This is a genomic window from Mycolicibacterium wolinskyi (assembly GCF_002101965.1).
GTDB classification, from domain to species: domain Bacteria; phylum Actinomycetota; class Actinomycetes; order Mycobacteriales; family Mycobacteriaceae; genus Mycobacterium; species Mycobacterium wolinskyi.
On sequence record NZ_LQQA01000029.1, the window covers coordinates 40,216 to 65,973 of the forward strand.

Here is a 25,758-nt window from a genome sequence, read left to right on the forward strand (position 1 = left end):
TGGGTCAGCAGCTCCACGCCAGGCGCAGGGCCTGGCAGGTCTCGGCGGGTGGGCGGTCGCCGTAGGTGACGAGCTCGTGCCGCCGCACGGCCGCCAGTCCTTCGACCACCGCGGGCGTCAGGAGTTCGGCGGCGACGGCCGAGGATTCCAAAAGCTCGATCACCGTGCGGTGATCGGCCGGTAGCGGTCTGGCTTCACTGTTGGCCGGATCGTCGGTGACCTCGGCGGGCAGTCGCAGGTCTTTGTCGATGCCGCGCAGTGCGCTGCCCAGCAGGGCCGCCGCGGCGAGATACGGGTTGGCGCTCGGATCGATGATCTTCAGTTCGACGTTGGCGCCGTGCGGATTTCCCGGCGTCGCCGCGATGAACCGCACCGCCGCCTCCCGGTTCTCCAGCCCCCAGCATTTCGCCGCGCCCGCCCAGTTGCCGGGCTTGAGCCGCGCCGCCGAGATCACCGAACCGGCGTATACCCCGACCAGATCGGGCAGGCCGTCGAGCACGCCCGCGACGGCCGAGCATCCGGCCGGTCTCATGCCGTGCGGTCCGTCGCCGCCCGACAGCAGCGGGCCGGTGTCGTCGGCCACTGACAGGTGCAGGTGCGCGCCGTTGCCCGCCTCGCCGGCGAACGGCACGGGGGAGAAGGAGACCGTCATGCCGTGCCGGGCCGCGACCCGGCCGATCACGATGCGCGCCAGGATGACTGCGTCAGCGGCGGCCACCGGTGTGGCGGGCGCCAAGGACACCTCGAGTTGGTCGTGGCCGTACTCGGTGTGCAGTTGTTCGACGGCAAGGCCGGCGCGGGCGGCTGTGGCGTTGAGGTCGACGAGAAAAGCCGATTTGTCCAGCGATGTGCGTATGCCGTAGGGCGACCAGTTGGCCGTGGTGGCGTGCCCACCGTCCGGTGCGAGCATCGTGCATTCGAGTTCGGCCCCGACGAGGACGGTCAGGCCGCGGTCCGTCGCGGCTCGTTCGGTGTCCGCCAACAACGACCGGGTGCACAGCGGAGCCGGATTGCCCTGCTGGTCGTACAGGCTCGCCGGGGCCCACGCGACTTTCTCCTCGACCAGGCGCAGGTCGGCCGGGTCGATGCGGATCCGCTGGTCGCCGACCACGCCGATGCTCGGGGTGAAGGCGATGCCGCTGTCCACGCAGAACACGCTCCACGACGGCGAGACCCCCATGCCGGATTGTTCGAACGCCGAAAGGCGGTGCAGCGGGACGTATTTGGCGCGGGTGACGCCTGCCAGGTCGGTCAGCGATCCGGCCACGATCTCGACGCCTTCGGCGCGCAGTTCGTCGATACGTGGCGTGATGGCTGCCGGCATAGGTCCTCCTGACGTTCCGAGTCTGCGAGCACGCTATGTCATAAATGTTTCATATTCTTTAATATGAGCGCTATAGGTTCGATTCATTAAATTTTTGGCGGGGAGGGGCGAATCCATGTGCCGACTGCTGGGCGTGGTGTCGACGACACCGATTTCCGTCTCGGACGCGGTCGGCGCCCACGTCCTCAAGGACTTCGTCGCGTTGACGCGCGTGCACGGCGACGGTTGGGGTATCGCCAGGGTCGAGCAGGCCGGCGATGTTCCCGACGTGGAGGTGTCGGCGGGCAGCGCGCTCGACGATCCCGCGTTCGATTCAGCGGTGCGGCGCCCGCCCGCGCTCGCGAGCATGGTGCACCTGCGTTGGGCCACCAACGGGCTGGCGGTCGAACCGCAGAACTCGCATCCCTTTGTCGTGGACGGAATCGCCATGGCGCACAACGGATCCATCAAGCCGGCCAGCCCGCTCGACGACATGCTCGAGCCAGACATCGCCGCGTCGTTGCGGGGTACCACCGACAGCGAGCGCTACTTCGGCGTCATCCGGCAGCATCGCCGCACCGCACCCGATCTGGCCGAGGCGGTCCGGCGTGCGGTGGCGCAGTTGCGGCCGATCTACCGGGAAGCGAGCCTCAATGCGCTCCTGCTCGGCGAGGGGCAGTTGATCGCCGTGCACGCCCACGCGCACAGTTTTCTGCCCGATGAGGACGTCGAGGAGATCACGGCCGCCGAGCTGCCGACCGAGCACCTCGAGGACTACTTCGCTTTGCGGTGGGCCCGCCCCGCCGACGGCACGCTCGTGGTTGGGTCCACCGGATTCGGCGATCTGGATTGGCAGCCGTTGCCGCCCGAGAGCGTCACCGCAATCTCGATGGGTGACTTGTCGATGACTTCGGTGCCGGTCATGGCAGATTGAGAAGCGTGTCCGAGGATTCCGCAAACGCCGAGCCGACGGTGGAGGCGCGTGCGACGGCAGCACTGCCGACACTGAGCAAGGCCGAACGGCGGGTCGGACGGGCGTTGCTCGCCGACTACCCGAGCGCGGGTCTGGCCAGCGCGGCGCGGCTCGCCGAACGGGCTGAGGTGAGCCCGCCGACCGTGCTGCGGTTCGCACAGTCCCTCGGCTATGAGGGATTCGCCGATCTCCAGGTCGCCTTGCGTGCCGAGCTGTCGGCCAGATCGAGCGGGCCGATCACCCGGCTCCCGGACGCCCCGGCCGCGGGCAGCATGCTCGACCGCCTGCTGCAGCAGGCCCGCGCGCAGAACGAACGGGCCGCGGAAACTCTGGCGATGCTGCCGGAATCCGCGCTGGAGGCCGCGGTCGCGCTGCTCGCGGACACCGGCCGGACCCTGTACCTGCACGGCGGCCGGTTCTCGCAGCTGCTGGCCGTCCACCTGGCCGCCCATCTCGAGCAGTTGCGGTCCGGCGTCCGGGTGCTCACCGACCCGACCGGGCGCGACCTCGGTGCATTGCTGGAACTGTCGCGCACCGACGTGCTGGTGTTGTTCGACTATCACCGCTATGAGCGAAGCGCCGCCGTCCTGGCCCGCCGCGTGCACCGGGCCGGCGCTACCGTGCTGCTCATCACCGATGACCTGGCCTGCCCGGTCGCGCCCGACGCCGAGGTGGTGCTCGCGGCGTCGAGCACCGTGGGCACGACCTACCAGAGCATGGCGGCGGGATTCCTGCTGACCGAGCTGCTCATCCCGCTCGTCATGGACGCCGTCGGCGAACCCGCACGCACCCGCATGGCGCTGTGGGAAGAGCAACGGCGTACGGAGTTGCTGCCCTGACAGATACCCTGTTCGGATGGCTGGTGGAACGAAGCGGCTCCCGCGCGCGGTGCGCGAACAGCAGATGCTCGATGCCGCGGTACAGATGTTCTCGGTCAACGGTTATCACGAGACCTCGATGGACGCGATCGCCGCCGAGGCCGAGATTTCCAAGCCGATGCTGTATCTGTACTACGGCTCCAAGGAGGAGTTGTTCGGGGCCTGCCTGAACCGTGAGCTGACCCGATTCGTCGACGTCGTGCGCGGCCAGATCGATTTCACCCAGAGCCCGAAGGACCTGCTGCGCAACGCGGTGCGGTCGTTTCTGACCTACATTGACACCAACCGCGCGTCCTGGATGGTGCTTTACACGCAGGCCACGAGCTCACAGGCATTCGCGCACACCGTGCGCGAAGGCCGCGAGCGCATCATCGACCTGGTCGCCAGGCTGTTGAGTACGGGCACCCGTAATCCTCAGCCCGACAGCGACTTCGAGATGATGGCCGTCGCGCTGGTGGGTGCGGGCGAGGCCATCGCGACCCGGGTCAGCACCGGCGACGCCGATGTCAACGAGGCCGCCGAGTTGATGATCAACCTGTTCTGGCGCGGTTTGAAGGGCACGCCGTCGGACGCCAACCCGGACCGCGCCGCGGGGTAGGACAATCGCGGCGCGGTCAGACCGCCTGTCCCTCAACCAAACTGAACGGTGATGCCGTCGGCACCACCCGGGTCAGCCGGAACCCGGCCTGCTCATAGAGCTTGCGGTAATCGGCCTCGGTACGCTCGCGGGCCGCGATACCGATCAGCATCTCCATGTCGGTCCACTTGCCGATGAATTCGCGGTCGTGGTCGGGGATGACGCCCTCGATGAGCAACAGTGTGGTTCCCGGTGCTGCGGCGGCGCGCACGTTGCGCAAGATCGTCAGCGCCTGTTCGTCGGGCCAGTCGTGAATGATGTTCTTCAAGATGTAGGCGTCGGCCCCCTCGGGTACGCGTTCGAAGAACGACCCGGGCAGCACTTGTACCCGCTCCGCGGTGCCGCACCTGCCGAGCAACTCCGGGGCGCCTTCGACGACCTGGGGCAGGTCGTAGAGCAGACCCCTGGCCGACGGAGTCGCTTCGAGGATGGCCGACAGCAGCCGGCCGTGCCCGCCGCCGACATCGGCGATCGTGGCGAAGCGTCCGAAATCGTAAGCCGCGACCACCGGGGCGATCGCCAATTCCGAGATGCTCGTCATGGCGTCGTTGAAGATCGCGCCGAGTTCGGGCTCGGAACCGATGTAGTCGAAGGCCTCTTTGCCGCGCAGCTTGGGGATGACGGCTTCGCCCGTGCGTACGGCGTCGCCGAGGTGGCTCCAATGCTCGCGATGCTGCGGTGAACCCACGAACCGGGCCATCCCCGCGATCGACACCGGAGCGTCCTTGCGCAGGCTGTCGGCGAGCGCGTTGAGTGCGTAGCGTCCGTCGCGCGTGCGCCGGAACACCCCCTCGCTGACCAGTGCCCGCATGAGCCGGTCCAGCGCATCGGCGTCGGCGCCGACCCGGCGGGCCAGCTCGTCCGGGCGCAGCGGACCGCCGGCCAGCGCGTCGGCGACTCCGAGCTCCGCGGCGACGGTGATGCCCTGTGCGACCCAGGCGGACAGGATCAACTCGAGCATCACGGCGGGCGGCGGGGCCGTGCGCTGATAGAGCCTGCGCAGGTGATGGCGGACGCGTTCGGTTGCGCGGACCAGCCCGACGGGAGGCACCTTGGCGGTAGTCACCGGATGAATGTAGGGCAGCGCGGGTGTCTTGGCGGCCGGACGGAAAAGTTGCCAGGGGGTGGGGTTCAACGCCTTAATGAAAATGATTATCATTAACGCGTGCTGATGCCCTTTGTGTCCACCTGCGCCGCCGAGGCGCCCACCCGATCCGGCGCGCTGGTATGGTCCGGTCGAGCCAGTCGTACCCAACCCGATTGGGTCAGGGAATCCGGTGCGAATCCGGAACTGACGCGCAGCGGTATGGAGGACAGGCGGAGCAACGGCCACTGGCCCCTCGACGGGGCTGGGAAGGCGCTCCGCCTGGATGATTCCGAGTCCGAAGACCTGCTGGCTCGGGCCTCGTCGCCGGGTTGCGGCGCGAGGTCCGCCCATCGGACGGACTCCGCGATCGGGTCCCGGATCGAAAGGTCTCGTCGTGTCTGAGCGCACGCGCACCATTTCCGTTCTGCTACTTGCCATGTCGCTGCTGGCCGGGTGCGGCTCATCGGCGGGCAAGACCACCACCTCGTCCGGCGGCGACACCGCTGGCTATCCCGTTGCCGTGGAGAACTGCGGCCGAACGGTGACGGTGAAAGCTCCGCCGCAACGAGCGGTCTCGATCAATCAGCCGGCCACCGAGCTGTTGTTGACGCTCGGACTGGCCGATCGCATGGTCGGCAGCGCATCGTGGAGCGACGAGGTCCGCCCCGAGCTTGCCGCCGAGAACGCCAAAGTGCCGGTGCTGAGTCGCGATTTCCCGTCGTTCGAACGTGTTCTGAAGGAGAAGCCCGACTTCGTGTACGCGACGTTCGACTGGTCGTTCACCGACGAGGGAGTGGCCCCGCGGGACCGCTTCGAGAGTCTCGGCGTGCCCACCTATCAATCGTCGAGCGAATGCGGTGGGCAGGACGCCGCCCAGCAGCGGCCGCTCACGCTCGATGACATGTACGCGGAGATTGCCGATGTGGCAAAGATATTCGGCGTCCAGGATCGGGCCGATCAGCTGATCTCGTCGCTGCGTGCCCGGAAGGCCACCGCGGCCGACGGGCTCAAGGCCGACGGCGTCACGGTGATGTGGTGGTACGCGGGCACCAAGACTCCCTACATCGCGGGCTGTTGCGGTGCGCCGGGCATCATCACCACCGAACTCGGAACACGGAACGCATTCGCCGACAATCGCCAACTGTGGCCCGAGATCTCGTGGGAGGCCATCCTCGAACGCGATCCCGACGTACTCATCCTCGCCGACCTCACCCGCGGTGACGACGGCGACAGTGCGGCCGCCAAGATCCGGTTCCTGGAAACAGATCCGGCCGCCAAACGGTTGACCGCGGTGCGGGAACGCCGGTGGATCGTGTTGCCGGGTACCGCGATGGACCCGTCGCTGCGCACTGTCGATGCGATCGAGACTGTCGCGGCCGGGCTGCGCACGCTCGGGGTGGTCGGCAAATGAGCGGCGCCGAATCCGCGGCCGCGCTTCTGGCATCGTGGGACGAGCAGCAGGCGGCCTATATCGCCGACCGCGAGGGCAGGTTCCGCATCACGGTGGAGTTGTTGGAACTCGCGTGCGGCGACAGCCCGGTCGTCGTCGACTTGGCTTGCGGGCCAGGGTCATTGACCAGGCGAGTGCTCGATGCGCTGCCGAACGCCAGGGTCGTGGCCGTCGACCACGACCCGCTGCTGCTCGACATCGCGGCCCGGGCGTTGCGGCCGGTCTACGGGGACCGGGTGACGGTCCTCGACGCCGATCTCGCTGACGAGAACTGGCCGGCTCTCGTCGCCGGCGGGCTCGGCGGCAGTGCGCCTGATGCCTTCGTGTCGACGACGGCCCTGCACTGGCTCATGCCCGATACCCTGCTACGGGTCTATTCGGCCGCCGCGGCGTTGCTCGGCACCGGCGGAATCCTGCTCAACGGCGACCATTTCCGCTTCGACCGCCGATCACCGGCGCTCGGTCGCTTCTCCGCCGCACATGACGAAGCGACTCAGCGGCGCGCTCACCGCTCCGGCGCACTGAGCTGGGACCGGTGGTGGCAGGCGGCACGGGCCCAGCCGGGCGCTGCCGCGCTCGCGGCGGTTCGCGACGAGCGGTTCGCCGAGCGTCCCGACCCGCCGTCTACCGCCGTCGACTTCCACTTGTCGGCGCTCGCCCAAGCCGGTTTCGCCGAGGTGGGCACGGTGTGGCAACTGCTCGACGACTATGTCGTGCTCGGCGTGAAGTGAGCGCCAAACCGGCGTTGCGCAACCCGGGGATGCTGTTGCTCGTACCGATCGCTGTCGGCGGTCTGCTGCTCTCGATCATGGCCGCAATCCTCATCGGACCCGCCGAACTCGGTGTGCGTGACGTTTACGCCGTTATTGCACAACACCTTTGGAACCACGCCGCCGAGGTGGCGCCGATCGACGATGGCATCGTCTGGGAGCTGCGGCTGCCACGCGCGTTGCTGGCCTCGATATGCGGTGCCGGCCTGGCGATCTGCGGCGCGGTTCTGCAGTCGATGATGCGCAACCCACTCGCCGACCCCTTCATGCTCGGCATCTCATCCGGCGCCTCGACCGGAGCGGTGCTGGTGGTGATCACCGGCATCGGCGGTGCGCTCAGCCTGTCTGCCGGTGCATTCGCCGGGGCGCTGACGGCGTTCGTCCTCGTGCTGATCCTCGCGGCCGCCGCGGGTGGCGGACAGGATCGGGTCGTGCTGGCCGGAGTCGCAGGCACTCAACTCTTTTCGGCGATCACCTCGTTCATCGTGTTCTCCTCCGCTGATGCCCAGCAGACCAGAGGTGTGTTGTTCTGGCTGCTCGGCTCGCTCGGCGGGGCCAACTGGGATCAGGTTGCGCTGTGCGGTGCGGTGTGCGCGCTGGGACTCGTCATCTGCTGGACGCAGTCGGACGCCTTGGATGCGTTCGCATTCGGTCACGACGCGGCCGCCTCGCTCGGGGTGGCGGTCATGCGGGTGCGGGTTCTGCTCCTGGCCACGACGGCGCTGCTGACCGCGGTCCTGGTCAGCGCGGCGGGCGCGATCGGGTTCGTCGGGCTCGTATTGCCACATGCGGCGCGGATCATCGTCGGTCCGGCGCATCGCCGGCTGCTCGTGGTCACGGCGCTGGCCGGTGCGATCTTTCTGGTCTGGGTCGACACCGCGGCACGCACCGTGTTCGCCCCGCAGGAACTGCCGGTCGGTGTGGTGACCGCGTTGGTCGGCGTGCCGATCTTCGTGCTGATCCTCGCGCGCAGGAAGCGACCCCGATGAGTGTCGAGCAGCAGGCGGGCCCGATCGTGGCCGACGCCGTCAGCTGGTCGGCCGGCGGACGGCTCGTCATCGGCGGAGTGTCGCTCGTGCTGCGAGAGGGGGAGACGCTCGGCCTGCTCGGGCCGAACGGCTCGGGCAAATCGTCGTTGCTGCGCTTGCTTGCCGGGCTGCGGCGGCCCAGCGGCGGCGCGGTGCTTCTCGACGGCCGGTCGCTTGCCGGTCACCGCCGCCGCACGGTCGCGCAACGCATCGCCGTCGTCGAGCAGCAGGTCAGCACCGACATCAACCTGACCGTCGAGCAGATCGTGCGGCTGGGCAGGATCCCGCACCGCGGCGTGTGGTCCGGCGACGCCGCGGCCGACGACGCAGCGGTCGAGCGTGCGCTTGCCCACACCGGCACGGTGCATATGCGCAACCGCGATTGGCGCACCTTGTCGGGAGGGGAACAACAGCGTGTGCAGATCGCGCGGGCGCTCGCTCAGGAACCGCGCGAGCTGTTGCTCGACGAGCCCACCAATCACCTGGACATCCGCCACCAGTTCGAGCTGCTCGCACTGATCCGTGACCTGCCGGTGACCGCGGTCGTCACCCTGCACGACCTGACCCTGGCCGCGTTGTTCTGCGATCGGCTCGTCGTGCTCGCCGAAGGTCGCGTCGCTGCCGCGGGAGTACCCGCCGAGGTGCTGACGCCTGCGCTGATCTCGGCCGTTTACGGGGTCGACGCGCGTGTCATCGCCGACGGGGCGGGTGCCGGCCGGCCGTCGGTTCACCTCCTGCCGCCGCGGCCGTGAGGTGGCCGCCTGGCAAATCCGGTGTCTTCGGCGCCGCCTAAAGTAGGACGGATGAAGACGAGTCTGATCCAGCCGGTGGGCTCCGGCGGGGTGCTGTGGTTGCATGCAGCACGCTGACGTGGGTCGGCCGTCGTTGGAGCGGCTCTACGAGCTGAACCGGACCGTCGCGGACTCGAGGTCCATCCGCCTGCTCGTGACCAACAACCTGGCCGGCTACCTGACATTGATGGAGCGCCATCTCGATCGGGGTGCCAAGCTCACCGAGACCGAGCTGGTGGTTCGGCTGGAGCGCGACCTGGCTGCGATGGGATCCGACAACGAACAGTCGGGCCTGCAGCTGATCAAGTACTGGGCCAGTCAGGGGTGGTTGCACCGGATCACCGAGCAGGCCGGCGACGGTGAACGCAACGTCTGCTACCTGACCTACGAGGCCCGGGCGGTGCTGGACTTCGCCCGCCGGATGCGACGTGAGGACACCATCGCGACCGGTGGTTCGATCGCCGGCGTAGCGGCGGGTTTGCGGCGCGTCGCGGGCCAGGTCAGCAACGATCCCGAGCGGATCCGGGCCGACATCGAGCAGGAGATCGAGAAGCTGCAGGCCGAACTCGACGCGCTCGACGAGGGCAGGCGGCCCGAACCCAACCCGCTCGACGTCGAGGACGAGGCACGTGCGATCGCTCTGCAGATGGAGCAGATCATCTCCGACATCGGGCAGTACGGCAGCATGCTGAACCGCATCACCACGCGGTTGCTCGATTCGTCGGCAGACACCGATCTCGGCTACCGGGAGCGTCAGCGTCAGCTGTTCGACGACTACGAGTCGCTGTTCGCGTCGCGCGAGAGCGCGTCGTACACCGCGTTCACGCGCATGGTCCAGGATCCCGAACAGCGGGCCGGGCTCGTCGCCGACATCGAGATGGTGACCAGTCAGCTGCCCCATCTCGACCCAGGTCTGCGAGAGGTGATGACCGGGTTCTTCACGCTCGTGTCGGCGCAGACCGCCGAGGTCGGCCGGACCCGGCAGCGGTGTGCGCGGCGCATCAAGCGCTTCGTGGCATCGGGGACGCTCGAGGAGAGCCGCGGCGTCACGCGTCAGCTCAACGATGCGCTGGCCAGCGCACACGATCTGCTCAAGGTCTCACTGGCGGACAGCCGCGTCGGCTTGGAGGTGCCGCTGGCGCGTGCCGACTTCAACTCGATCGGTGCGGTGGCGTTCAAGATTCGCGACGCGGTTCCGCCGACCCCGGCCGAACCCTCGGACGGCGAGGTGAACCTGTCGGCGTTCGCGGCGCTGGCCGCCCAGGTCGACGCCACCGAACTCGCCGACCTCGTCAACGCCGCCGTCGAGCGTGGACCGCTGCCGCTGCCCGAGGCGATCGGCATGCTCGACTCCGCCTACCTCGGCCACGTGATCGTGCTGTGGTCCTGGGCCCTCAAACAGCCGCACGACGACGGCATCGAAACGGTACGGGTGCGGTTCCAGTCGCTTGAGGGGGCTGACCGTGAAATCGAAGTCCCCGCACTGGTCTTCACCGAACCGATCCCTATTGTCAGCGAGAGTTTGTTATGAGTGACACGTCCATTGACTTCGATGCGCTGCCCAGCATCGACGCGGTCGAACGGTCGACACCGGAGCGGCGCGCGCCGCGTTTCGACGGCGACGCCAGTGAACTGCCCGACCGCGCGTGCTGGGCGCTGCAGCACCTGCTGTCGCGCCGCTACATCCGCAAGGACAACCACGCCGAACTGTGGTCGTGGGTGACCCGGTACCGCACCGAACTGACGGTGCGGCTCTCCGAGCTGGATCTGCGCCTGTGCATCGCCGACGACCACGACATCGCCTACGTCGAGCAGGCGGAGTATGAATCTCAGTGGCGCCGTAAGCTTTTGCGCCGCGAAACGCTGAACACCTACGACTCGATCCTGGCGCTGCACCTGGCCAAACTGATGCGCGCGGCGGCGCGCGACGAGGATGTCCTGATCAGCCGTGAGGAGATCCACGAGCTCTTCGCCGGGGTGAACAACGACACCGACCGCGATGCCGCATCGTTCGACAAGCGCATAGACAACGCGATCGAGCGGTTGACCGACATCGAGATCCTCGTCCGCAATCGCGAAGACGAGGGCAGTTTCACGGTCAGCCCGGTGATCAACGCGATCATGACCGCCTCGGTGATCACCGAACTCGCCCAGCAGTTCGACCAGCTCAAACGAGCGGCCGGACGAGGTGCCGACGACGCCGACGCAGTCGAGGATGAGGTGGACGCCCATGGTCGCTGAACCGACCAATCAGTTCTATCTGTCGCGCCTTCAGGTCATCAACTGGGGCGTCTTCGACGGCTACCACTCGATCCCGTTCAGCCCGCAGGGCACGCTCATCACCGGATCGTCCGGCAGTGGAAAATCATCACTGCTGGATGCCATTTCGCTGGCTTTCCTGCCGTCGCACCGACGGAACTTCAACGCGTCGGGTGACACCACCGCCGCGGGTTCGGGCACCGGCAAACGCACGGTCGACAAGTATGTGCGCGGCGCATGGGGTGAGCGCCGCGACGGCACGAGCCGCCAGATCATGTATCTGCGCGGCATCGGGCCGGCCTGGTCGGCGGTCGCGGTCACGTATTCCGATCACACCGGGCGGGCCGTCACCGGTCTGGTCCTGAAATGGCTTGCTGCCGAGAAGGTTTCCGATCCGGGCAGTCGCTACTATCTCATCGACGCCGACCGCGACATCTTCGGCCTGTGTAACCGCTGGGCCGCCAACGGTTACGACGCGGCGGTGTTCCGCGACGACGGCTGGTCGGGCGGCAGAAGCGAAAGCCAGTATCTCGCGCAGTTGTATTCCATCATCGGTATCCGGGCCTCGGAAGCCGCTCAACAGCTGCTCGGCAAGGCGAAATCGCTGAAAAGCGTTGGCGGGCTCGAACAGTTCGTTCGCGAATTCATGCTCGACGAGCCCGCGAGCCTCAGTGGGGTCGAGGAGGCGCTCGAGCAGATCAACCCGCTCGTCGAGGCGCGCGGTCTGCTCGACGTCGCGCGCCGTAAACGCAACACGCTCGGCAACATCGAGGCCGTGCAGGCGCGCTATGCCGACGAGGCGGCCAAGTTCGGCGTCATCGACACCGTCGACAACGCGATGGTGCGTGACTACGTCGACCATCTGCGGCTGCAGCAGGCCGGCCCCGAGATCGACAACCTCGACGACCAGATCACCCAACTCGGCGCGCAGCGTGACGAATTCGGCGCCCAGCAAAGACAGCTCAAGAACGAGCACAACTCGCTGATGGCGCAGATCAACACCGTCACCGTGGACCTGGTGCCGTTGCAGCAACGGCTCAGCGAAGCGGAGCGCGTGAGCGAAGAGGTCGCCAGGCGGCGCAGCGGCTATGAGGACAAGATCGTCGCACTGGGGTTCACCGCACCCGACACTGCCGAGGACTTCTGGTCGTTGCGCGAATCCCTCATGGAGGAAGCGGACCGTCTGCACCGCGAACTGTCCACCGGTAACACGGCTTACGTCGAAGCGTCGGCGAAAGAAGTACGGGCCCGTGAGGCACGCGAGGCCGTCGAGGCCGAACTGGAGCGGGTCCAGCGCCTCGGGTCGCCGCTGCCGCGCACCGAGTACGAGATGCGGGCTCGGATCGCCCGTGCGCTCGATGTCGCCGAGCGGGATCTGGTGTATGTCGCTGAGTTGATGGAGCTCAAACCCGACGAGGCCCGCTGGCGTCTCGCGGTCGAAAAGGTGCTGCGGGGGGCCGGGTTACGGCTGCTGGTTCCCGACGAGCACTGGGATGCCGCGCTGCGCTTCGTCAACGAGAACGACATGCGGGGCCGGATTCAGCTCCAGCATGTCAGGCACGGCGCGCAACTGCGTGAGCCGGCGCCCGAGACGCTCGCGACCAAGGTTCGGGTCGCCGACCCGACCCATGACAGCGCCGTCGAAGCACTCAACGTCATCGCGTCCGTCGGCGACTATGCGTGCGTGGACCGTCCGGAGGAGTTCGCCGAGCATCCCCGGGCGGTCACCGATCAGGGCCTGCGCAAGGACAGTGGCCGGCTCTCGATCAAGGACGACCGGTCCAAGCTGCGGCCGTCGGACTACATCTTCCTCGGTGACTCCGAGGCCAAAGTGCATGCCCTGCAACATGATCTGGCCAACGCGCACGACGCCTACAGTACGGCGCGCAGCGCGCGGGAGCGGCTCGACGAACACCGCGCGAGACTGCAGGCGCGCGAGCGGGCGTGCCGGGCCTTGTGCGATCAGTACATGCAGTGGAGTGACATCGACACCGACTCGGTCGACGAACTGCTCGAGCGTCTGCAGGACGAGCACGACCTGCTTGTCACGGAGAATCCCGACGTCGAGCGGCTCCAACAACGCGCCGACGACTGCTGGGAACGTGTCGAGAAGGTCATTCAGCAGATCGGTTCGCTCAACGAGCGCGAGACCAACCTCGACCGTCGGCGCACCGCGTTGCTGGAACTCGTCGAACGCCTCGACCCCGGCGAGGTTCCCCAGCATGCCCGCGACACGCTCGACAGTTACGCGGCCGACATCGCGCTGCCACTGGAACTGCTGGAGTCCGATCCGTTCCGCAACGAGCTGATCAGGGTGATCGGCCGCGAACGCGACCGCCTGCGCGGTGACCGCAACCGCTCGCACGACGAGCTCGCGGGAATCATGGCCGCGTACGACAGTTCGTTCCCCGATGCGATCCCCAACGACAGCGACGATTTCGACGAACGCGTCCACGACTATGTGGCACTGTGCCGGCGCATCGACGAGCGTGAACTGCCCGACGCCTACGAGCGCATGCAGCGGCTCATCACCGAACAGGCTCCCGGCGCGATCCTGAACCTGCACATGATCGCCGACAACGAGGCCCGCCGGATCACCGAGCAGATCGCCCGCGTCAACACCGGGCTCGGTGCGGTCGAGTTCAACCGCGGCACCAGGCTCACGCTGCACGCAGGCACGCGCCACCTCGCGGCCGTCGATGAACTCAACGAGAAGGCCCAGCGCATCGCGGCCCGGGTGTCACTCGTGAGCTTCGGCGACGAGACGGCGATGTTCGAGCAGTACACCGACATCCTGCAGTTGCGAAAGCTGTTGGCCGGCAACACGCCTGAGGATCGGCAGTGGACCCGTGACGCGCTCGACGTGCGCAACCGGTTCGTGCTGTACTGCGAGGAGCGTGACGCCGAAACCGGTGAGGTCATCCGGACCTACAGCAACTCCGGCGACAACTCCGGCGGTGAGCAGGAGAAGCTCATGGCGTTCTGTCTGGCCGGGGCGCTGAGCTTCAACCTGGCCAGCCCGGACAGCAATGACACGCGACCGATGTTCGCGCAGCTGATGCTCGACGAGGCGTTCTCGAAGTCCGACCCGCAGTTCGCACAGCAGGCGCTGTCGGCGTTCCGCAAGTTCGGCTTCCAGCTCGTGATCGTGGCGACGGTGCAGAACACCACGACCATCCAGCCCTACATCGACAGCGTCGTCATGGTGTCCAAGGCCGACGCCGCGGTGCCCAACGCTCGTCCGGTCGCATCGGTCACCGCCGCATCGATCTCCGAATTCACCGATCTACGACGGAGTTCGGGGGATGTGGTCCCGGCGTCCTAATAGGCACCGCCGGTGTGTCCGGTCGGGCGACGGGTTCAGTCGGTAATCGTCCCGCTCCAGGCGGCGGGGCAGAGGACCCATACGACCTCTGCGGGTTGGTCGGATGGGTTGCGCCACGTGTAGGGTTCGCGGCCGGGCATTGTCAGGGTGTCACCTTCGTTGAGCACGAAAGTCTCAGTGGGAAGTCGTATCTCCATCACTCCAGACAGCACGTGTGTGACTTCGACATCGCAGTTGACCGTGAACATCTCGTCGCCGCCGGTAGACCCGGGTTCCAGCGTCGAGCGCAGCACCTGGACCTTGGCTTGGGCGCGAGGGGTGAGCAGCCGCTCGAAGGCTCCTCTGCCGCCCATGTGGACCGCCGGGGCCGAAGCGAGTGGAACCACTCCGGTGTCTGAATCCTTGAACAGCGAACCCACATCGAGCGAAAGCACCTGACACAGGCTGACGAGAGTTGCGACGCTGGGCGATGTCTCGTCCCGCTCGACGCGGGACAGGAATCCTCCGCTCAGCCCGCATGCGACCGCGACCTGTTCGATGGTCATTCCCTGTGACTTGCGCGCGGCGCGCAGTCTGGCGCCGATCCGCACCGGATCGCCCGAGGCCGACGGATGTACTGGTCTCAACCGTTACCTCCTCAAACCGGTGTACGCCGCGTCCACACGATCATCGACCGTACGGGTGCGATACCGGAAATTAACGCACCGCGTCTTGACCACCTCACACCTCGACATTACTGTGATGCAAACTTTCATGCCTATAAGGCATGAGAAATCCAAACCTTGCTTGCTTGGCTGACAGAGGAATGCGATGAGTCAACCGCCGCCGGACAATCGTCTCGCCCGCAACGCCCTGAACCTGCCCGATCTGGTGTTCACGGTGCTCGCCACACTGGCCCCGCTCACGCTCGTTATGGCTGTGGCGCCGCTGCATTTCCTCAAGGGCGGCCCGGCTGTGCCGGGTGGATACCTCGTCGCGGCGGCTGTGATGGCATTGTTCGCGGTCGGCTTCTGCACGATGACCCGGTACGTCCGCAACACCGGTGCGTTCTACGCGATCATCACCAAAGGACTGGGTCCGATCGCGGGCGCTGCTGCCGCGATGCTCGCGGTCGTGGCCTACAACGCGCTGCAGGTGTCGACGTATGGCGCGATCGGCTACTACGCAGGCAGCAGCGCCGCACGATTCCTCGGCATCTCCTGTCCGTGGTGGGTCTTCGCCGGCGCTGCGCTGATCGCGGTCGGCTACCTCGGGTATCGAGGAATCACCACCAGCGCCAAGGTCCTGGCCGCTGTTCTCATCGCCGAGATCGCTGTTCTGATCATCATGGCGGTCGCGGTGTTCGCCACCGGCGGGCCGGAGGGCTTCAGCGCTCGCCCGTTTGAGCCGTCGACGGTTCTGTCAGTTCACAACAGCGCGATGTTCGCGCTCATCTTCGGGGCCTTCATGGGTTTCGAGTGCACCGCGATCTACGCCGAAGAGGTCAAGGGTGGCGCGTCGACCGTGCGGCGGGCCACGTACCTGGCGGTCGGTTTCATTGGCATCTTCTATGCGGTCATCACCTATGCGATCGTCACCGCATACGGCGCCGATCACATCGCCGCGGCCGCCGCGGCCGACCCTGCAGAATTGGCGCTCAACGTTGTCGCCGACTACACATCGTCCATCCTTCTCGACATCACCGAGGTGCTGCTGTTGCTCAGCGCCTTCGCCGCTTTGTTGGCGCTTCACAACGCGTCGAACCGATACGCCTTCGCGCTTGGCCGGGAGGGCTTGCTACCCAGGGCTTTCGGAAGTACCCATCACCGCACACACGCACCTCTCGTGGCTGGTGTCGCGCAGTCGGCGCTCGCGGCAGTCGTCTTGGCGTTGTTCGTCATCTTCGGTCTCGACCCCTATCTGGGCCTGCTGTTGTGGGGTAGTGCCCTCGGATTTCTCGGCATCATTGTGCTGTGGGCGTTCTGCTCCCTGGCCGTCATGGTCTACCTGCGTCGTCACGCGCCTGAGGCGGGATTGTGGCGAACCACGGTGGCTCCGGTGCTGTCGTTCGCAGTGCTCGCCGTTGTGGTGGTGCTCGTGTTCGCGAACTTCGATTTCCTCACTGCGGGTGGGCCGGTCGTGAACACCGTCCTGATCGTCGCGGCCGGCCTGGCGATCGTGGGTGGTGCGGCACGCGCCGGCTATCTCCGCAGAACCAATCCTGACGCATACCTGGCCTTGGGCCGTACCGAAGCAGGGGTGGACCAGTGACCGATCAGCTGCGCGGATACACGCCGCTCGATCTCCACCGTTGGTACAACTGCGACGTCTCGATATTCGACGATCCCGACAATGCCACGCTTGGCGAAAAAGAGTTGTACGGCTTGCCATTCCACTTCGGCGACAGGCAGCGGGCAGCGTTGCTCGTCGGACCCGGAGGTGCCGCGGACGCAGTGACCGTTCCCGTAGACGCCGTCGCCCGGTGGCTGATATTCGCCCATGCTCTCTATGAGACCGACTTGTTCGACGGTGCGCCGGTAGGTGCGCCGTGTGGTGCGTACGAATTGCTGTACGCCGACGGCACCCGTGTCGAACACACGCTCAGGCAACGTTTCGAGATCGGGCCGTCTCCACGGCTGTGGGAAGGGCGTCCTCTTCCGTTGGATTGGGGCCAAACTCCATTCCTCGCGCACAACGGTGCAGAACACGAACTGATGGACCGTGTCTGCGGCCGATACGACGAAGCAGGCGCGCGCCTGGTCGACATCGAGGACGCTCAGTCGAGGGTGCCCTACGTCCTGCCGTACCGGTATTACCTGTGGGCCTACCGCAATCCTTTTCCGGACAAGCAGATCGCCGAAGTTCGGATCAGCGCGCGTGACCGGTCGCTGCTCGTCGGCGCGATCACGATCAGCGACCTCGTCGAAGAGCCCTTCACCCGCGACGTGTCGCGCGAAGTGGTGATCACGGTGCCCGACGGTGAGATCGACGAACACGTCGCCCTAGCCGTGGACCGCGGAACCGCGACATACGTGTATCGCACGGTAGGGGAGGTCGAGGAGTCTGAACTGCCGGCGTGGGGGAAGCCGCGCATTCCAACCCGAACCGGATATGCGAGAGTGTCGGCCTCGCCGTCGGCCACGCTGCGACTCACACGTGGATCCGAGGAGTTGGGCCAGTGCGGTTGGCAGGATCTCGCCGAGGATGCGCCGCTCGTCCTGCCGAGCGGCGCCACCCTCACGTTGGCCCCCGCCGCGAAAGCGTGGGTGCGCATCACGATCCGTGACAGCGAGACGGGTGAGCCGCTGGCCGCTCGCCTGCACTTTCACACCGATCACGGAATTCCGTTCGCCCCGTACGGACATCACGCTCACATCAACTCCGACGGCGGCACGTGGAATCTCGACATCGGAGGCGACGTGCGCCTCGGCGCGCACACCTACGCGTTCGTCGATGGTGAATGCGAGGGTTGGCTGCCGGTCGGCGATCTCACCGTCGAGGTCTCGCACGGTTTCCACTACCGGCCGGTGCGGGAGGTGGTCCGGATCGAGCCCGGACAACGCCACGTCGAGTTCGCGTTGACACGGCTGTTCGATCCGCGCCGGCGCGGATACTTCAGTGGCGACACCCACGTCCACTTCGTATCCACTCGAGGTGCCGATCTCGAGGCACGTGCCGAAGACGTCGACGTGGTGAATCTGCTGATGAGCCAGTGGGGCCATCTTTACACGAACACTGAGGAGTTCACGGGCCGTCCCGAGGTGTCGCACGACGGGCACACTGTGGTGTTCGCCGGGCAGGAGAACCGAACCAACATGCTGGGCCATATCAATCTGCTCGGACTTCGTCGGCCGATCATGCCGTGGTGCACCGGCGGTTCCGAGGAGGCAGATCTCGGTGGCGGGCTTGAGACCACGCTGTCTCACTGGGCCGATGAATGTCGCGCGCAAGGTGGCACCGTCGTCCTCGCGCACTTTCCGGTGCCCAACGGCGAGACCGCGGCGCTGATCGCCACCGGGCGCATCGACGCCGTGGAGACAATCGCCTACGACGATTACAACATCAACGAGTACTACCGCTATCTCAACGCCGGTTACCGACTGCCCCTTGCCGCAGGTACCGACAAGATGACTGCCGAGGTCCCGATCGGCCTGATGCGCACCTATGCACGAGTCGCGGACGGCGCTCAATTCGACTATTGGTCATGGTGTGCCGCGGTGCGCGAAGGCGATACATTCGCCAGCAGCGGTCCCTTGCTTCACCTGACGGTCGACGGCCGGAGGCCGGGAAGCGAGGTTCAGGTAGCCGCCGAAGGCAGGGTCGGTGTCCACGTGGAACTGTCGTCGATCTTTCCCGTCGGGTCGATCGAGATCATCGTCAACGGTGTCGTCGCCGACCGTATCGACTTGTCCGGCGGGGGATTCGAGAGGGAACACCGCACCGAGGTGGACGTGCCCGGTGACTCGTGGATCGCCGCCCGATGCTTCGGACTCGGCCCGGAGATATTGCGGCACAACGACACCTGGCAAAGACCAGTGGTCGCGCACACCTCGCCGGTGTACGTATCTACCTCCGGTGGCTACAGCCGCTTCGACGGCGACGTCGTCGCATCGATGCTCGCCCTCGTCGATGGCGCGGCCGAATACATCGAGCACCGCGCCCGGCGGCACTGGCCGGCCGACGTGTGCCACCGACACGGGCGTGACGATCACCTGGCCTTTCTTCTCGAACCTCTCGATGAGGCCAGGCGTCGGCTCGAATACCGAATCAACCAACAGCGCTGACATTCACCGCACGAATTAGATGGGAGTAGACGTGTCGTTGACCGACATGACGGAAGCCAGTGTGAAGCCGGCCTTTGCCTGGTCGCCGGCCGACTGGCCGTCAGAGCGGCCGTTCGTCAGTGGCGGTCCAGAAACCTGGTTGTACACCGACAAATTGAGCTATTACCCGACCGAAACCGTGGCATTTCACATCAACAGTTCGGCGCTGGCCTTCGAGCTTGAGATCGTCCGTGACGGTGCTATCCCTCGGACCGTCTACCGGGCGGCCGATCTGACCGCGAACAGCCAGAACACACCCGAGGACGCTTATGCTGTCGGCTGCGACTGGCCGGTCCGCCATACCTGGGTGATACCGGAGGACACCGCTTCGGGCTGTTATCTCGTCATCGTCCGCAATCGTCGTCCCGACGGCACCGTGTGGGAGCGCGAGCACTTCTTCGTCGTCAAATCCCCAGTATCGCAGCGCAAACGGATCGCATTGGTGCTCACCACCAGTACGGTGCTCGCCTACAACGACTGGGGGGGAGCCAATCATTATCGGGGCCTCGGCAATGATCCGCGCAACGACGCAGGCAGTCCGGTGTCGTCGGTACGCCGTCCGATTGCGCGTGGCATGCTGCGCAAGCCTGCCGGCGCCCCGCGGGAGTACCACCCGTACGATCCGCCGATCGGCTGGATCCCACGCTACGACAGTTACGAATGGGCCCGTTTCAACGGCTACAGCCGACATCACGCTGACGCCGGATGGGCAACGTACGAAAGGCCATTCGTGGTCTGGGCCGAGCAGAACGGATATGACGTCGACTATCTGACCCAGTTCGATCTCCACGAGGAGCGGGACAGCTTGCGAGGCTACTCGTGCGTGGTGACCGTGGGTCACGACGAGTACTGGAGTTGGCGCATGCGCGATGCTGTCGACGACTTTGTCGACAGCGGAGGCGGTTTCGCCCGGTTGGGTGGCAATTATCAATGGCAGGTACGGCTCAGTGACGATATGGCCACCCAGTACTGCTATCGGCTGCCGGCTCTCGACCCGGAGGCCGTCGAAACACCCCACCTGGCGACCACGGTGTGGGAAGCGAAGTCGGTCGGCAGGCCCGGCGCGACGACGATCGGACTGAACGGCCTTGGCGGTATCTACAATCGCTACGGTGTCGCCACGCCGCGGTCGTCGGGCGGTTACACCGTGTATCGCCCGGAACACTGGAGCTTTGCCGGCACCGATCTCTATTACGGTGACCTGCTCGGCGGTTCACCCGCATTTCTCGCGGCCTTCGAAGTGGATTCGGTGGAGTACACATTTCGCCGCGGGTTGCCCTACCCGACCTTCGAAGACGGTGCGCCCAGCACGCTCGAAATTCTTGCGATGTGCCCGGCGGTACGAGGTGAGGAAGACCGCTTCGGTGGCCGTTACCCGCTGGGCGGGCCGGAGGCCGAGGTATACAACTACAACGCTGAACTCGGAGACGACCTGCCCGACTACGTCCACGAAGGCGAAATGCGCGGTGCGGGAATGATTGCCGCATTCACTCGCGGTGACGGGGAAGTGTTCAACGGCGGTAGCACCGAGTGGCCGCATGCTCTCAGCGTCGGCGATCCGCAGGTCGACCGGATCGTTCGCAATGTCCTGGATCGCTTCGCCGCAAAGGAACGCCGATGAATATCGACGCCGTCACCACCGTCGACACCGTCCATACGTTTCGCGTCGTTCCCGATCCGGACAGTTATACGAGCGTCAGCTCCGAGTGGGCCGAAGAAGAGTTCAGAGCCTTCGAGCTGGACAACGGATCGCTCGGCGGTCTGTGGCGCGGAAAGCCGGGAAGTGTGTACTTCGAACGCTGGCCTTACACCGAGATGTGCGTCATCATCAACGGGCACATCGCGATTGAAGACAGTGACGGCGGCCGCCGCGACTTCCGCACCGGCGACGCATTCGTAATTCCCGAGGGCTTCCGCGGAACATGGGTGACCGTCACACCCACGGAGAAGTACTTCGTCGGTGTGGCCACCGGATCATCGCTTACGTGAGGGCTTCCGCGAATCTTCACCGTGCCAACGTTCGCGCTGTTGCTCCAGCCCGTCGAGGATGAGGTCGAGCCCGACCTCGAATTCCTCGGCGTATGCGTAGTCCGGGTTCAGTCCGCGCTCGAGGATCATCTCGGCGAGGTGCGGATACTCGTCGCTGGGCATCTGCTCCAGGATGGATCCGGCAACCTCCTCGAGCTCGGCGGATGATCGGAATGGCAGGCTGAGCTCCTGGAGCGTGAAGCCGTAGATGTAGCTGTCGAGCACCGAGAATGCGTGTGCCGCACCGGCAATCGAGAATCCGCCCGACCGCAGGCAACCGATGGCCGCGTTGTGCTGGCGCAGCGTCGCGGGGCCCGGGTTCGCTCGTGAGTCCATCAGGCGGATTGCCCACGGGTGACGGATCATCGCGTCGCGCATCGATACCGCCCTCCCTCGCATCGCGGTCCGCCAGTCCACATCGGCGGACGGAAGCTCGATCTCGGCGAAGACGAAATCGACCATGCCGTCGAGGATCAGGTCCTTGTTGCGGAAGTGGTGGTAGAGCGACATCGACTCGACGCCGAGCCGCTCGGCCAGCCTGCGCATGCTGGGTACGCCGGTGCCGGATTCATCGGCGAGTGCGACTGCCGTACGAAGCACCAGCTCCTTGCTGAGCGGCTGGCGGCGAGGCGCGGACGTGCCGGTTTCGTCGGTGGACACTTGACAACCTTACGCAGCAAGGCTGTACCTTACGCCATAAGGCTGGTGCGGCGGCAAGTGGAAGAAGGGTCGGGAGTATGAGTGGGACGGCGAAGCGGATCTGCGTCGTGGGCGCATCCGGGAAGCTCGGACGCTATATGGTGCAGCACGCACTGGACCGTGGATACGAAGTCGTGGGTGTCTGCCGCGAGCGCAGCGTGCCCAAGCTAGCCGATTTCGCGGACCGGATCACGGTGATCGCCGGCGCGACCGACGACCCCGCGGTCATCGCACGGGCGGTGAATGGATGCGACGCCGTGCTCACGGTCCTGGTGCCGTGGGGCGTGCGCGGCTACGCCTCGGGCACCGCGCAGGCGGTGCTCGACCACGCGCGTCCCGAGGCCCGGCTGGTGTTCTCCTGCGGGTGGCACATCACGCGCGACGGGAAAGACGTCTACACCAGGAAGTTCAAGCTGTACGCGGCGGTGTTCGGCCGGCTGGCCAAGCTGGCCCGGGTGGTGGACGTCGACGACCAGGTCGAGGCGTGCCGGAGGATCTTCGCGAGTGACACCCGCTGGACGGTCGTACGCGGCAGCGACTTGGAGGAGGGCGAGAGTCAGGGCATGCCGGTGTGGAGCCGGCACGTTGGCGATCCAATTCTGGCGAGCAATCTCACTCGTCGCGTGGACTACGCATCCTTCATGGTCGAGGCGGTGGACAACGAGGCGCTCGTCCACGAGGCCCCGGCCATCGTCGGACGGCTGACCCCCTCTGCCCTGGCTCACGCCGGTGACCCGGCATGAGCGTCGGATACGTGCTCGCACCGCCGACAACGCCCAAGGCGCTCGCGAGAATCGCCGGGTGTCTCTATCTGACTGTCGCGATGCTCACGATCTTCGCGGGAGTGGTGAACACCAGCACCGTCGTGTCCGGAGATGCGGCGGCCACGACCGCGAACCTCGGCGGGTCCGCCACATTGTTCCGAATCGGCTTCGTCAGTGAACTCTTGGGCGCCACAGCGTTTCTCGCGACGGGTATGACTCTGTACGTCCTGCTGCGGCACGTCAGCCGGCTCGCCGCTGCCGCGATGGTGACGATCGTGGCGGTCAGCGTCGCGATCCAAAGCCTGAGCCTTCTCAACCAGAAGGCCGCACTGATGATCGTCACCGGCCACTATGCTTTCAGCCCAAGGGTTTCCGATCAGCTCACCCTGTTGTTCGCCGACCTGCAGCGTGAGGGGTACTTGATCGCCCAGACGTACTTCGGCCTGTGGCTGCTGCCGCTGGGTTATCTCGTGATGAAGTCGGGCTACTTTCCCAAAGGGTTGGGTGTCCTGCTCATGGTCGGCTGCTTCGGCCACCTCACGGACGTGGTCACGCGCTCGCTCGCCCCGAGCCTCGGCGAAACCACTTCACTTCTCGCCCTCGGCATTGCGGCAGTCGCTGAACTTTCGTTCATCGGGTGGCTTCTGGTGAAGGGGGTCCGGGAGCCGCGGCCTGAATAAGTGCTGAGTCTGCGTACAGATCGCGGTTTCGCGCAAGAACGCGATCTGTACGCAGTCTCGACGCTCAGAGCCCGCGCACCGTCGCGGACAGGTGCGGGTAGCCCTTCGACAGGTGCCGCAGGGTGAGGTCCCAACCTTCGCCGTCACGCTCGACGTAGAGCCCGGCCCGTGCGGGCAGCACGACCGGCTTCGCGAACCGCACCGAGTACTTCACCGCATCAGGCATCTGGCCCTCGATGTTCGCGAGCACCGCTGCCGCACTGAACATTCCGTGTGCGATCACGGTCGGGAAGCCGAACAGTTTGGCGGCCACCGCGTTGGTGTGAATCGGGTTGTGGTCGCCGCCGACCGACGCGTAGTGGCGGATCTGGCCGGGCGTGATGTGCAGCACCGCGTTGGGCGGCGGCAGCTTCGGCTGTTTCTGCGGTTCGGGTTTCGGCTCATCGGACAGGCTCGTCCGCTGCTGGTGCAGAAACGTCGTGACCTGATGCCACGCCGTGTCGTTGCCGACCTTGATCTCCGTCACGATGTCGACCAGAAGACCGCGACGGTGCTCACGCAGGTTCTCGGCGTGCACCGCAACGCTCACGGTGTCGGTCACCGCGATGGGCCGATACTGGGTGATGTGGTTTTCGATGTGCACCGAACCCATTGCGGCGAACGGGAAGTCGAATCCGGTCACCAGCGACATCACGGTCGGGAAGGTCAGCGCGAACGGATAGGTGAGCGGCAGCGTGTCACCGAACCGCAGGCCCGTCACCTGGGCGTATGCCGCGACGTTGGCCGGATCGATCGTCAGGTCGTCGACCGTGACGGTGCGGTCGGGCAACGTCTCGCTGCGCGGGACGAACGGCAGCGCACCGGCCACCGCGCGGAGCATCGTCAGATCCACCTCAGGCTCCCAGCATGGCCTGGCCGCAGACGCGGATCGTGTTGCCGGTCACCGCGTTCGACGCCGGGCTCGCGAAGTACGCGATGGTCTCGGCCACATCGACCGGCTGTCCACCCTGGAACAGTGAGTTGAGCCGGCGGCCGACCTCGCGGGTGGCCAGCGGGATGGCCTCGGTCATCTTGGTCTCGATGAATCCGGGTGCGACGGCGTTGATGGTGATGTTCTTCTCGGCGAGCACTGGTGCCAATGCTTCGGTGAGACCGATCATGCCGGCCTTGGTGGTGGCGTAGTTGGTCTGGCCGCGGTTGCCCGCGATGCCTGCCATCGACGACAGGCCGATCACCCGGCCGCCTTCGCCGAGTGTTCCGTTGGCCACCAGGCCCTCGGTGAGTCGCTGCGGGGCAAGGAGATTGACCGCGATGACGGCGTCCCAACGGCCCTCGTCCATGTTGGCCAGCAGCTTGTCGCGCGTGATGCCTGCGTTGTTGACGAGGACGTCGACCTTGCCGCCGTGGTGCTCGGTCACGTGCGCGGTGATCTTGTCGACCGCGTCGTCGGCGGTCACATCGAGCGTCAGTGCCGTGCCGCCGACCTTGTGGGCGACCTTGTGGAGATCGTCGGACGCACCCTCGACGTCGACGGCCACCACCGTGGCGCCGTCGCGTGCGAACACCTCGGCGATCGTCGCGCCGATGCCGCGAGCCGCGCCCGTCACGACCGCGACCTTGCCGGCCAGCGGCTTGTCCCAGTCAGCCGGCGGCGTCGAGTCTTCGGCGCCGACGCGGAACACCTGCCCGTCGACGTAGGCCGACTTGGCCGACAGGATGAACCGCAGCGTCGACTCCAGGCCGGTGGCGGCGGGCTTGGCGTCGGCGGCCAGGTACACCAGCGCGGCCGTGGCGCCGCGGCGCAGCTCCTTGCCCAGTGAGCGGGTGAAGCCCTCCAGTGCACGCTGAGCGATCTGCTCGTGCACGCTCGCGGCCTGATCCGGCGTGGTGCCGACGACGACCACCCGGGCGCACGGGCCGAGGTTGCGCAGCAGGGGAGTGAAGAACGTGTAGAGTTCCTTGAGCCCCGCGGCGTCGGTGATGCCGGTCGCGTCGAGCACGACGCCGCCGAACGAATCGGCCCAGCGGCCGCCGATGTTGTTGGACACCACGTCGTAGTCGTCGGCCAGCGCGGCACGCATGGGTTCGACCACGCGTCCGGATCCGCCGATCAGCAGGGAACCGGCCAGCGGCGGATCGCCGGGGCGGTAGCGGCGCAGCGTCTCGGGCTGCGGCACGCCGAGCTGTTTGGCCAGGAACGATCCCGGCCCGGAGGTGAGCACTTGGGAGAACAGGTCGGAAGCCACTTCAGCTGCCTTTCGCTTCGCAGTACTGCGTTGTCCAT

22 protein-coding genes and 1 riboswitch are annotated in these 25,758 nt (G+C 66.3%); of the genes, 16 read left to right on the forward strand and 6 right to left on the reverse strand.

Annotated elements, in window-relative coordinates; translation table 11 throughout:
• Nucleotides 1–4 precede the first annotated feature (4 nt).
• On the reverse strand, nt 5–1,324 hold the full coding sequence (locus tag AWC31_RS21460; protein WP_085146011.1) for a type I glutamate--ammonia ligase: 1,320 nt from the start codon (nt 1,322–1,324) through the stop codon (nt 5–7).
• 115 nt (nt 1,325–1,439) lie between these two features.
• Between AWC31_RS21460 and AWC31_RS21465 the strand changes: the two genes are divergently transcribed.
• The 3 genes from AWC31_RS21465 to AWC31_RS21475 are packed head-to-tail and all read left to right on the forward strand — an operon-like array spanning nt 1,440 to nt 3,752.
• The gene (locus tag AWC31_RS21465) at nt 1,440–2,237 is read left to right on the forward strand and encodes a class II glutamine amidotransferase (protein WP_085146012.1); all 798 of its coding nucleotides are present in this window, start codon (nt 1,440–1,442) and stop codon (nt 2,235–2,237) included.
• Between the two features lie 5 nt (nt 2,238–2,242).
• Complete coding sequence (locus AWC31_RS21470) at nt 2,243–3,115, forward strand: MurR/RpiR family transcriptional regulator (RefSeq protein ID WP_067848367.1); 873 nt, start codon at nt 2,243–2,245, stop codon at nt 3,113–3,115.
• Between the two features lie 16 nt (nt 3,116–3,131).
• Entirely contained in the window at nt 3,132–3,752 is a 621-nt protein-coding gene (locus tag AWC31_RS21475) for a TetR/AcrR family transcriptional regulator (RefSeq protein WP_067848364.1), read from the forward strand.
• A 16-nt stretch (nt 3,753–3,768) separates the two neighbouring features.
• On the opposite strand, the gene AWC31_RS21480 is transcribed toward AWC31_RS21475, so the two are convergent.
• Nucleotides 3,769–4,857, reverse strand: coding sequence for a methyltransferase (locus AWC31_RS21480; protein ID WP_085146338.1), 1,089 nt, complete (start codon nt 4,855–4,857; stop codon nt 3,769–3,771).
• A 159-nt stretch (nt 4,858–5,016) separates the two neighbouring features.
• Nucleotides 5,017–5,203: riboswitch (cobalamin riboswitch) on the forward strand.
• 111 nt (nt 5,204–5,314) lie between these two features.
• On the opposite strand from AWC31_RS21480, the gene AWC31_RS21485 reads away from it, so the two are divergent.
• The 7 genes from AWC31_RS21485 (at nt 5,315) to AWC31_RS21515 (ending at nt 14,501) form a co-directional block, all read left to right on the forward strand.
• Nucleotides 5,315–6,289 (forward strand): ABC transporter substrate-binding protein, encoded by a 975-nt coding sequence (locus AWC31_RS21485; RefSeq protein ID WP_085146339.1) that lies wholly within the window; start codon nt 5,315–5,317, stop codon nt 6,287–6,289.
• Complete coding sequence (locus tag AWC31_RS21490) at nt 6,286–7,059, forward strand: class I SAM-dependent methyltransferase (protein WP_085146013.1); 774 nt, start codon at nt 6,286–6,288, stop codon at nt 7,057–7,059. The genes AWC31_RS21485 and AWC31_RS21490 overlap by 4 nt, the downstream gene beginning before the upstream one ends.
• 29 nt (nt 7,060–7,088) lie before the next feature.
• A complete protein-coding gene (locus AWC31_RS21495) occupies nt 7,089–8,087 on the forward strand; it encodes a FecCD family ABC transporter permease (RefSeq protein ID WP_085146340.1) in 999 nt (332 codons plus the stop codon).
• The gene (locus AWC31_RS21500) at nt 8,084–8,878 is read left to right on the forward strand and encodes an ABC transporter ATP-binding protein (RefSeq protein ID WP_067848349.1); all 795 of its coding nucleotides are present in this window, start codon (nt 8,084–8,086) and stop codon (nt 8,876–8,878) included. Before AWC31_RS21495 ends, AWC31_RS21500 begins: the two co-directional genes overlap by 4 nt.
• 103 nt (nt 8,879–8,981) lie before the next feature.
• The gene (locus AWC31_RS21505; RefSeq protein WP_085146014.1) at nt 8,982–10,448 is read left to right on the forward strand and encodes a DUF3375 domain-containing protein; all 1,467 of its coding nucleotides are present in this window, start codon (nt 8,982–8,984) and stop codon (nt 10,446–10,448) included.
• On the forward strand, nt 10,445–11,158 hold the full coding sequence (locus tag AWC31_RS21510; RefSeq protein WP_085146015.1) for a DUF4194 domain-containing protein: 714 nt from the start codon (nt 10,445–10,447) through the stop codon (nt 11,156–11,158). The genes AWC31_RS21505 and AWC31_RS21510 overlap by 4 nt, the downstream gene beginning before the upstream one ends.
• Entirely contained in the window at nt 11,148–14,501 is a 3,354-nt protein-coding gene (locus tag AWC31_RS21515; protein WP_085146016.1) for an ATP-binding protein, read from the forward strand. Before AWC31_RS21510 ends, AWC31_RS21515 begins: the two co-directional genes overlap by 11 nt.
• 35 nt (nt 14,502–14,536) lie before the next feature.
• Here the strand turns inward: AWC31_RS21515 and AWC31_RS21520 are convergent, their stop codons facing one another.
• The gene (locus tag AWC31_RS21520; RefSeq protein WP_085146017.1) at nt 14,537–15,127 is read right to left on the reverse strand and encodes a helix-turn-helix domain-containing protein; all 591 of its coding nucleotides are present in this window, start codon (nt 15,125–15,127) and stop codon (nt 14,537–14,539) included.
• Between the two features lie 184 nt (nt 15,128–15,311).
• Between AWC31_RS21520 and AWC31_RS21525 the strand changes: the two genes are divergently transcribed.
• Genes AWC31_RS21525 through AWC31_RS21540 form a run of 4 tightly spaced genes read left to right on the forward strand, consistent with a single transcriptional unit; the run spans nt 15,312 to nt 21,292 of the window.
• Complete coding sequence (locus AWC31_RS21525; protein ID WP_085146018.1) at nt 15,312–16,751, forward strand: APC family permease; 1,440 nt, start codon at nt 15,312–15,314, stop codon at nt 16,749–16,751.
• Nucleotides 16,748–19,264: a CehA/McbA family metallohydrolase gene (locus AWC31_RS21530; protein ID WP_085146019.1), complete on the forward strand. Its 2,517-nt coding sequence runs from the start codon at nt 16,748–16,750 to the stop codon at nt 19,262–19,264. Before AWC31_RS21525 ends, AWC31_RS21530 begins: the two co-directional genes overlap by 4 nt.
• Before the next feature lie 31 nt (nt 19,265–19,295).
• A complete protein-coding gene (locus AWC31_RS21535; protein ID WP_234816943.1) occupies nt 19,296–20,924 on the forward strand; it encodes a N,N-dimethylformamidase beta subunit family domain-containing protein in 1,629 nt (542 codons plus the stop codon).
• Nucleotides 20,921–21,292, forward strand: coding sequence for a cupin domain-containing protein (locus tag AWC31_RS21540; RefSeq protein ID WP_085146021.1), 372 nt, complete (start codon nt 20,921–20,923; stop codon nt 21,290–21,292). The genes AWC31_RS21535 and AWC31_RS21540 overlap by 4 nt, the downstream gene beginning before the upstream one ends.
• Here AWC31_RS21540 and AWC31_RS21545 read toward each other — a convergent pair.
• The gene (locus tag AWC31_RS21545; RefSeq protein WP_085146022.1) at nt 21,278–21,991 is read right to left on the reverse strand and encodes a TetR/AcrR family transcriptional regulator; all 714 of its coding nucleotides are present in this window, start codon (nt 21,989–21,991) and stop codon (nt 21,278–21,280) included. The two genes, AWC31_RS21540 and AWC31_RS21545, sit on opposite strands and share 15 nt — an antisense overlap.
• A 77-nt stretch (nt 21,992–22,068) precedes the next feature.
• Between AWC31_RS21545 and AWC31_RS21550 the strand changes: the two genes are divergently transcribed.
• Both AWC31_RS21550 and AWC31_RS21555 read left to right on the forward strand, forming a co-directional pair.
• The gene (locus tag AWC31_RS21550) at nt 22,069–22,773 is read left to right on the forward strand and encodes an NAD(P)-dependent oxidoreductase (protein ID WP_085146023.1); all 705 of its coding nucleotides are present in this window, start codon (nt 22,069–22,071) and stop codon (nt 22,771–22,773) included.
• Nucleotides 22,770–23,474 carry a DUF4386 domain-containing protein gene (locus tag AWC31_RS21555; RefSeq protein ID WP_085146024.1) on the forward strand — a complete coding sequence of 235 codons (705 nt, stop codon included), beginning with the start codon at nt 22,770–22,772 and terminating at the stop codon, nt 23,472–23,474. Before AWC31_RS21550 ends, AWC31_RS21555 begins: the two co-directional genes overlap by 4 nt.
• Nucleotides 23,475–23,538: 64 nt before the next feature.
• On the opposite strand, the gene AWC31_RS21560 is transcribed toward AWC31_RS21555, so the two are convergent.
• On the reverse strand, nt 23,539–24,354 hold the full coding sequence (locus AWC31_RS21560) for a MaoC/PaaZ C-terminal domain-containing protein (RefSeq protein WP_067848861.1): 816 nt from the start codon (nt 24,352–24,354) through the stop codon (nt 23,539–23,541).
• A gap of 13 nt (nt 24,355–24,367) precedes the next feature.
• A complete protein-coding gene (locus AWC31_RS21565) occupies nt 24,368–25,720 on the reverse strand; it encodes a 3-oxoacyl-ACP reductase (protein WP_085146025.1) in 1,353 nt (450 codons plus the stop codon).
• Between the last annotated feature and the right edge of the window lie 38 nt (nt 25,721–25,758).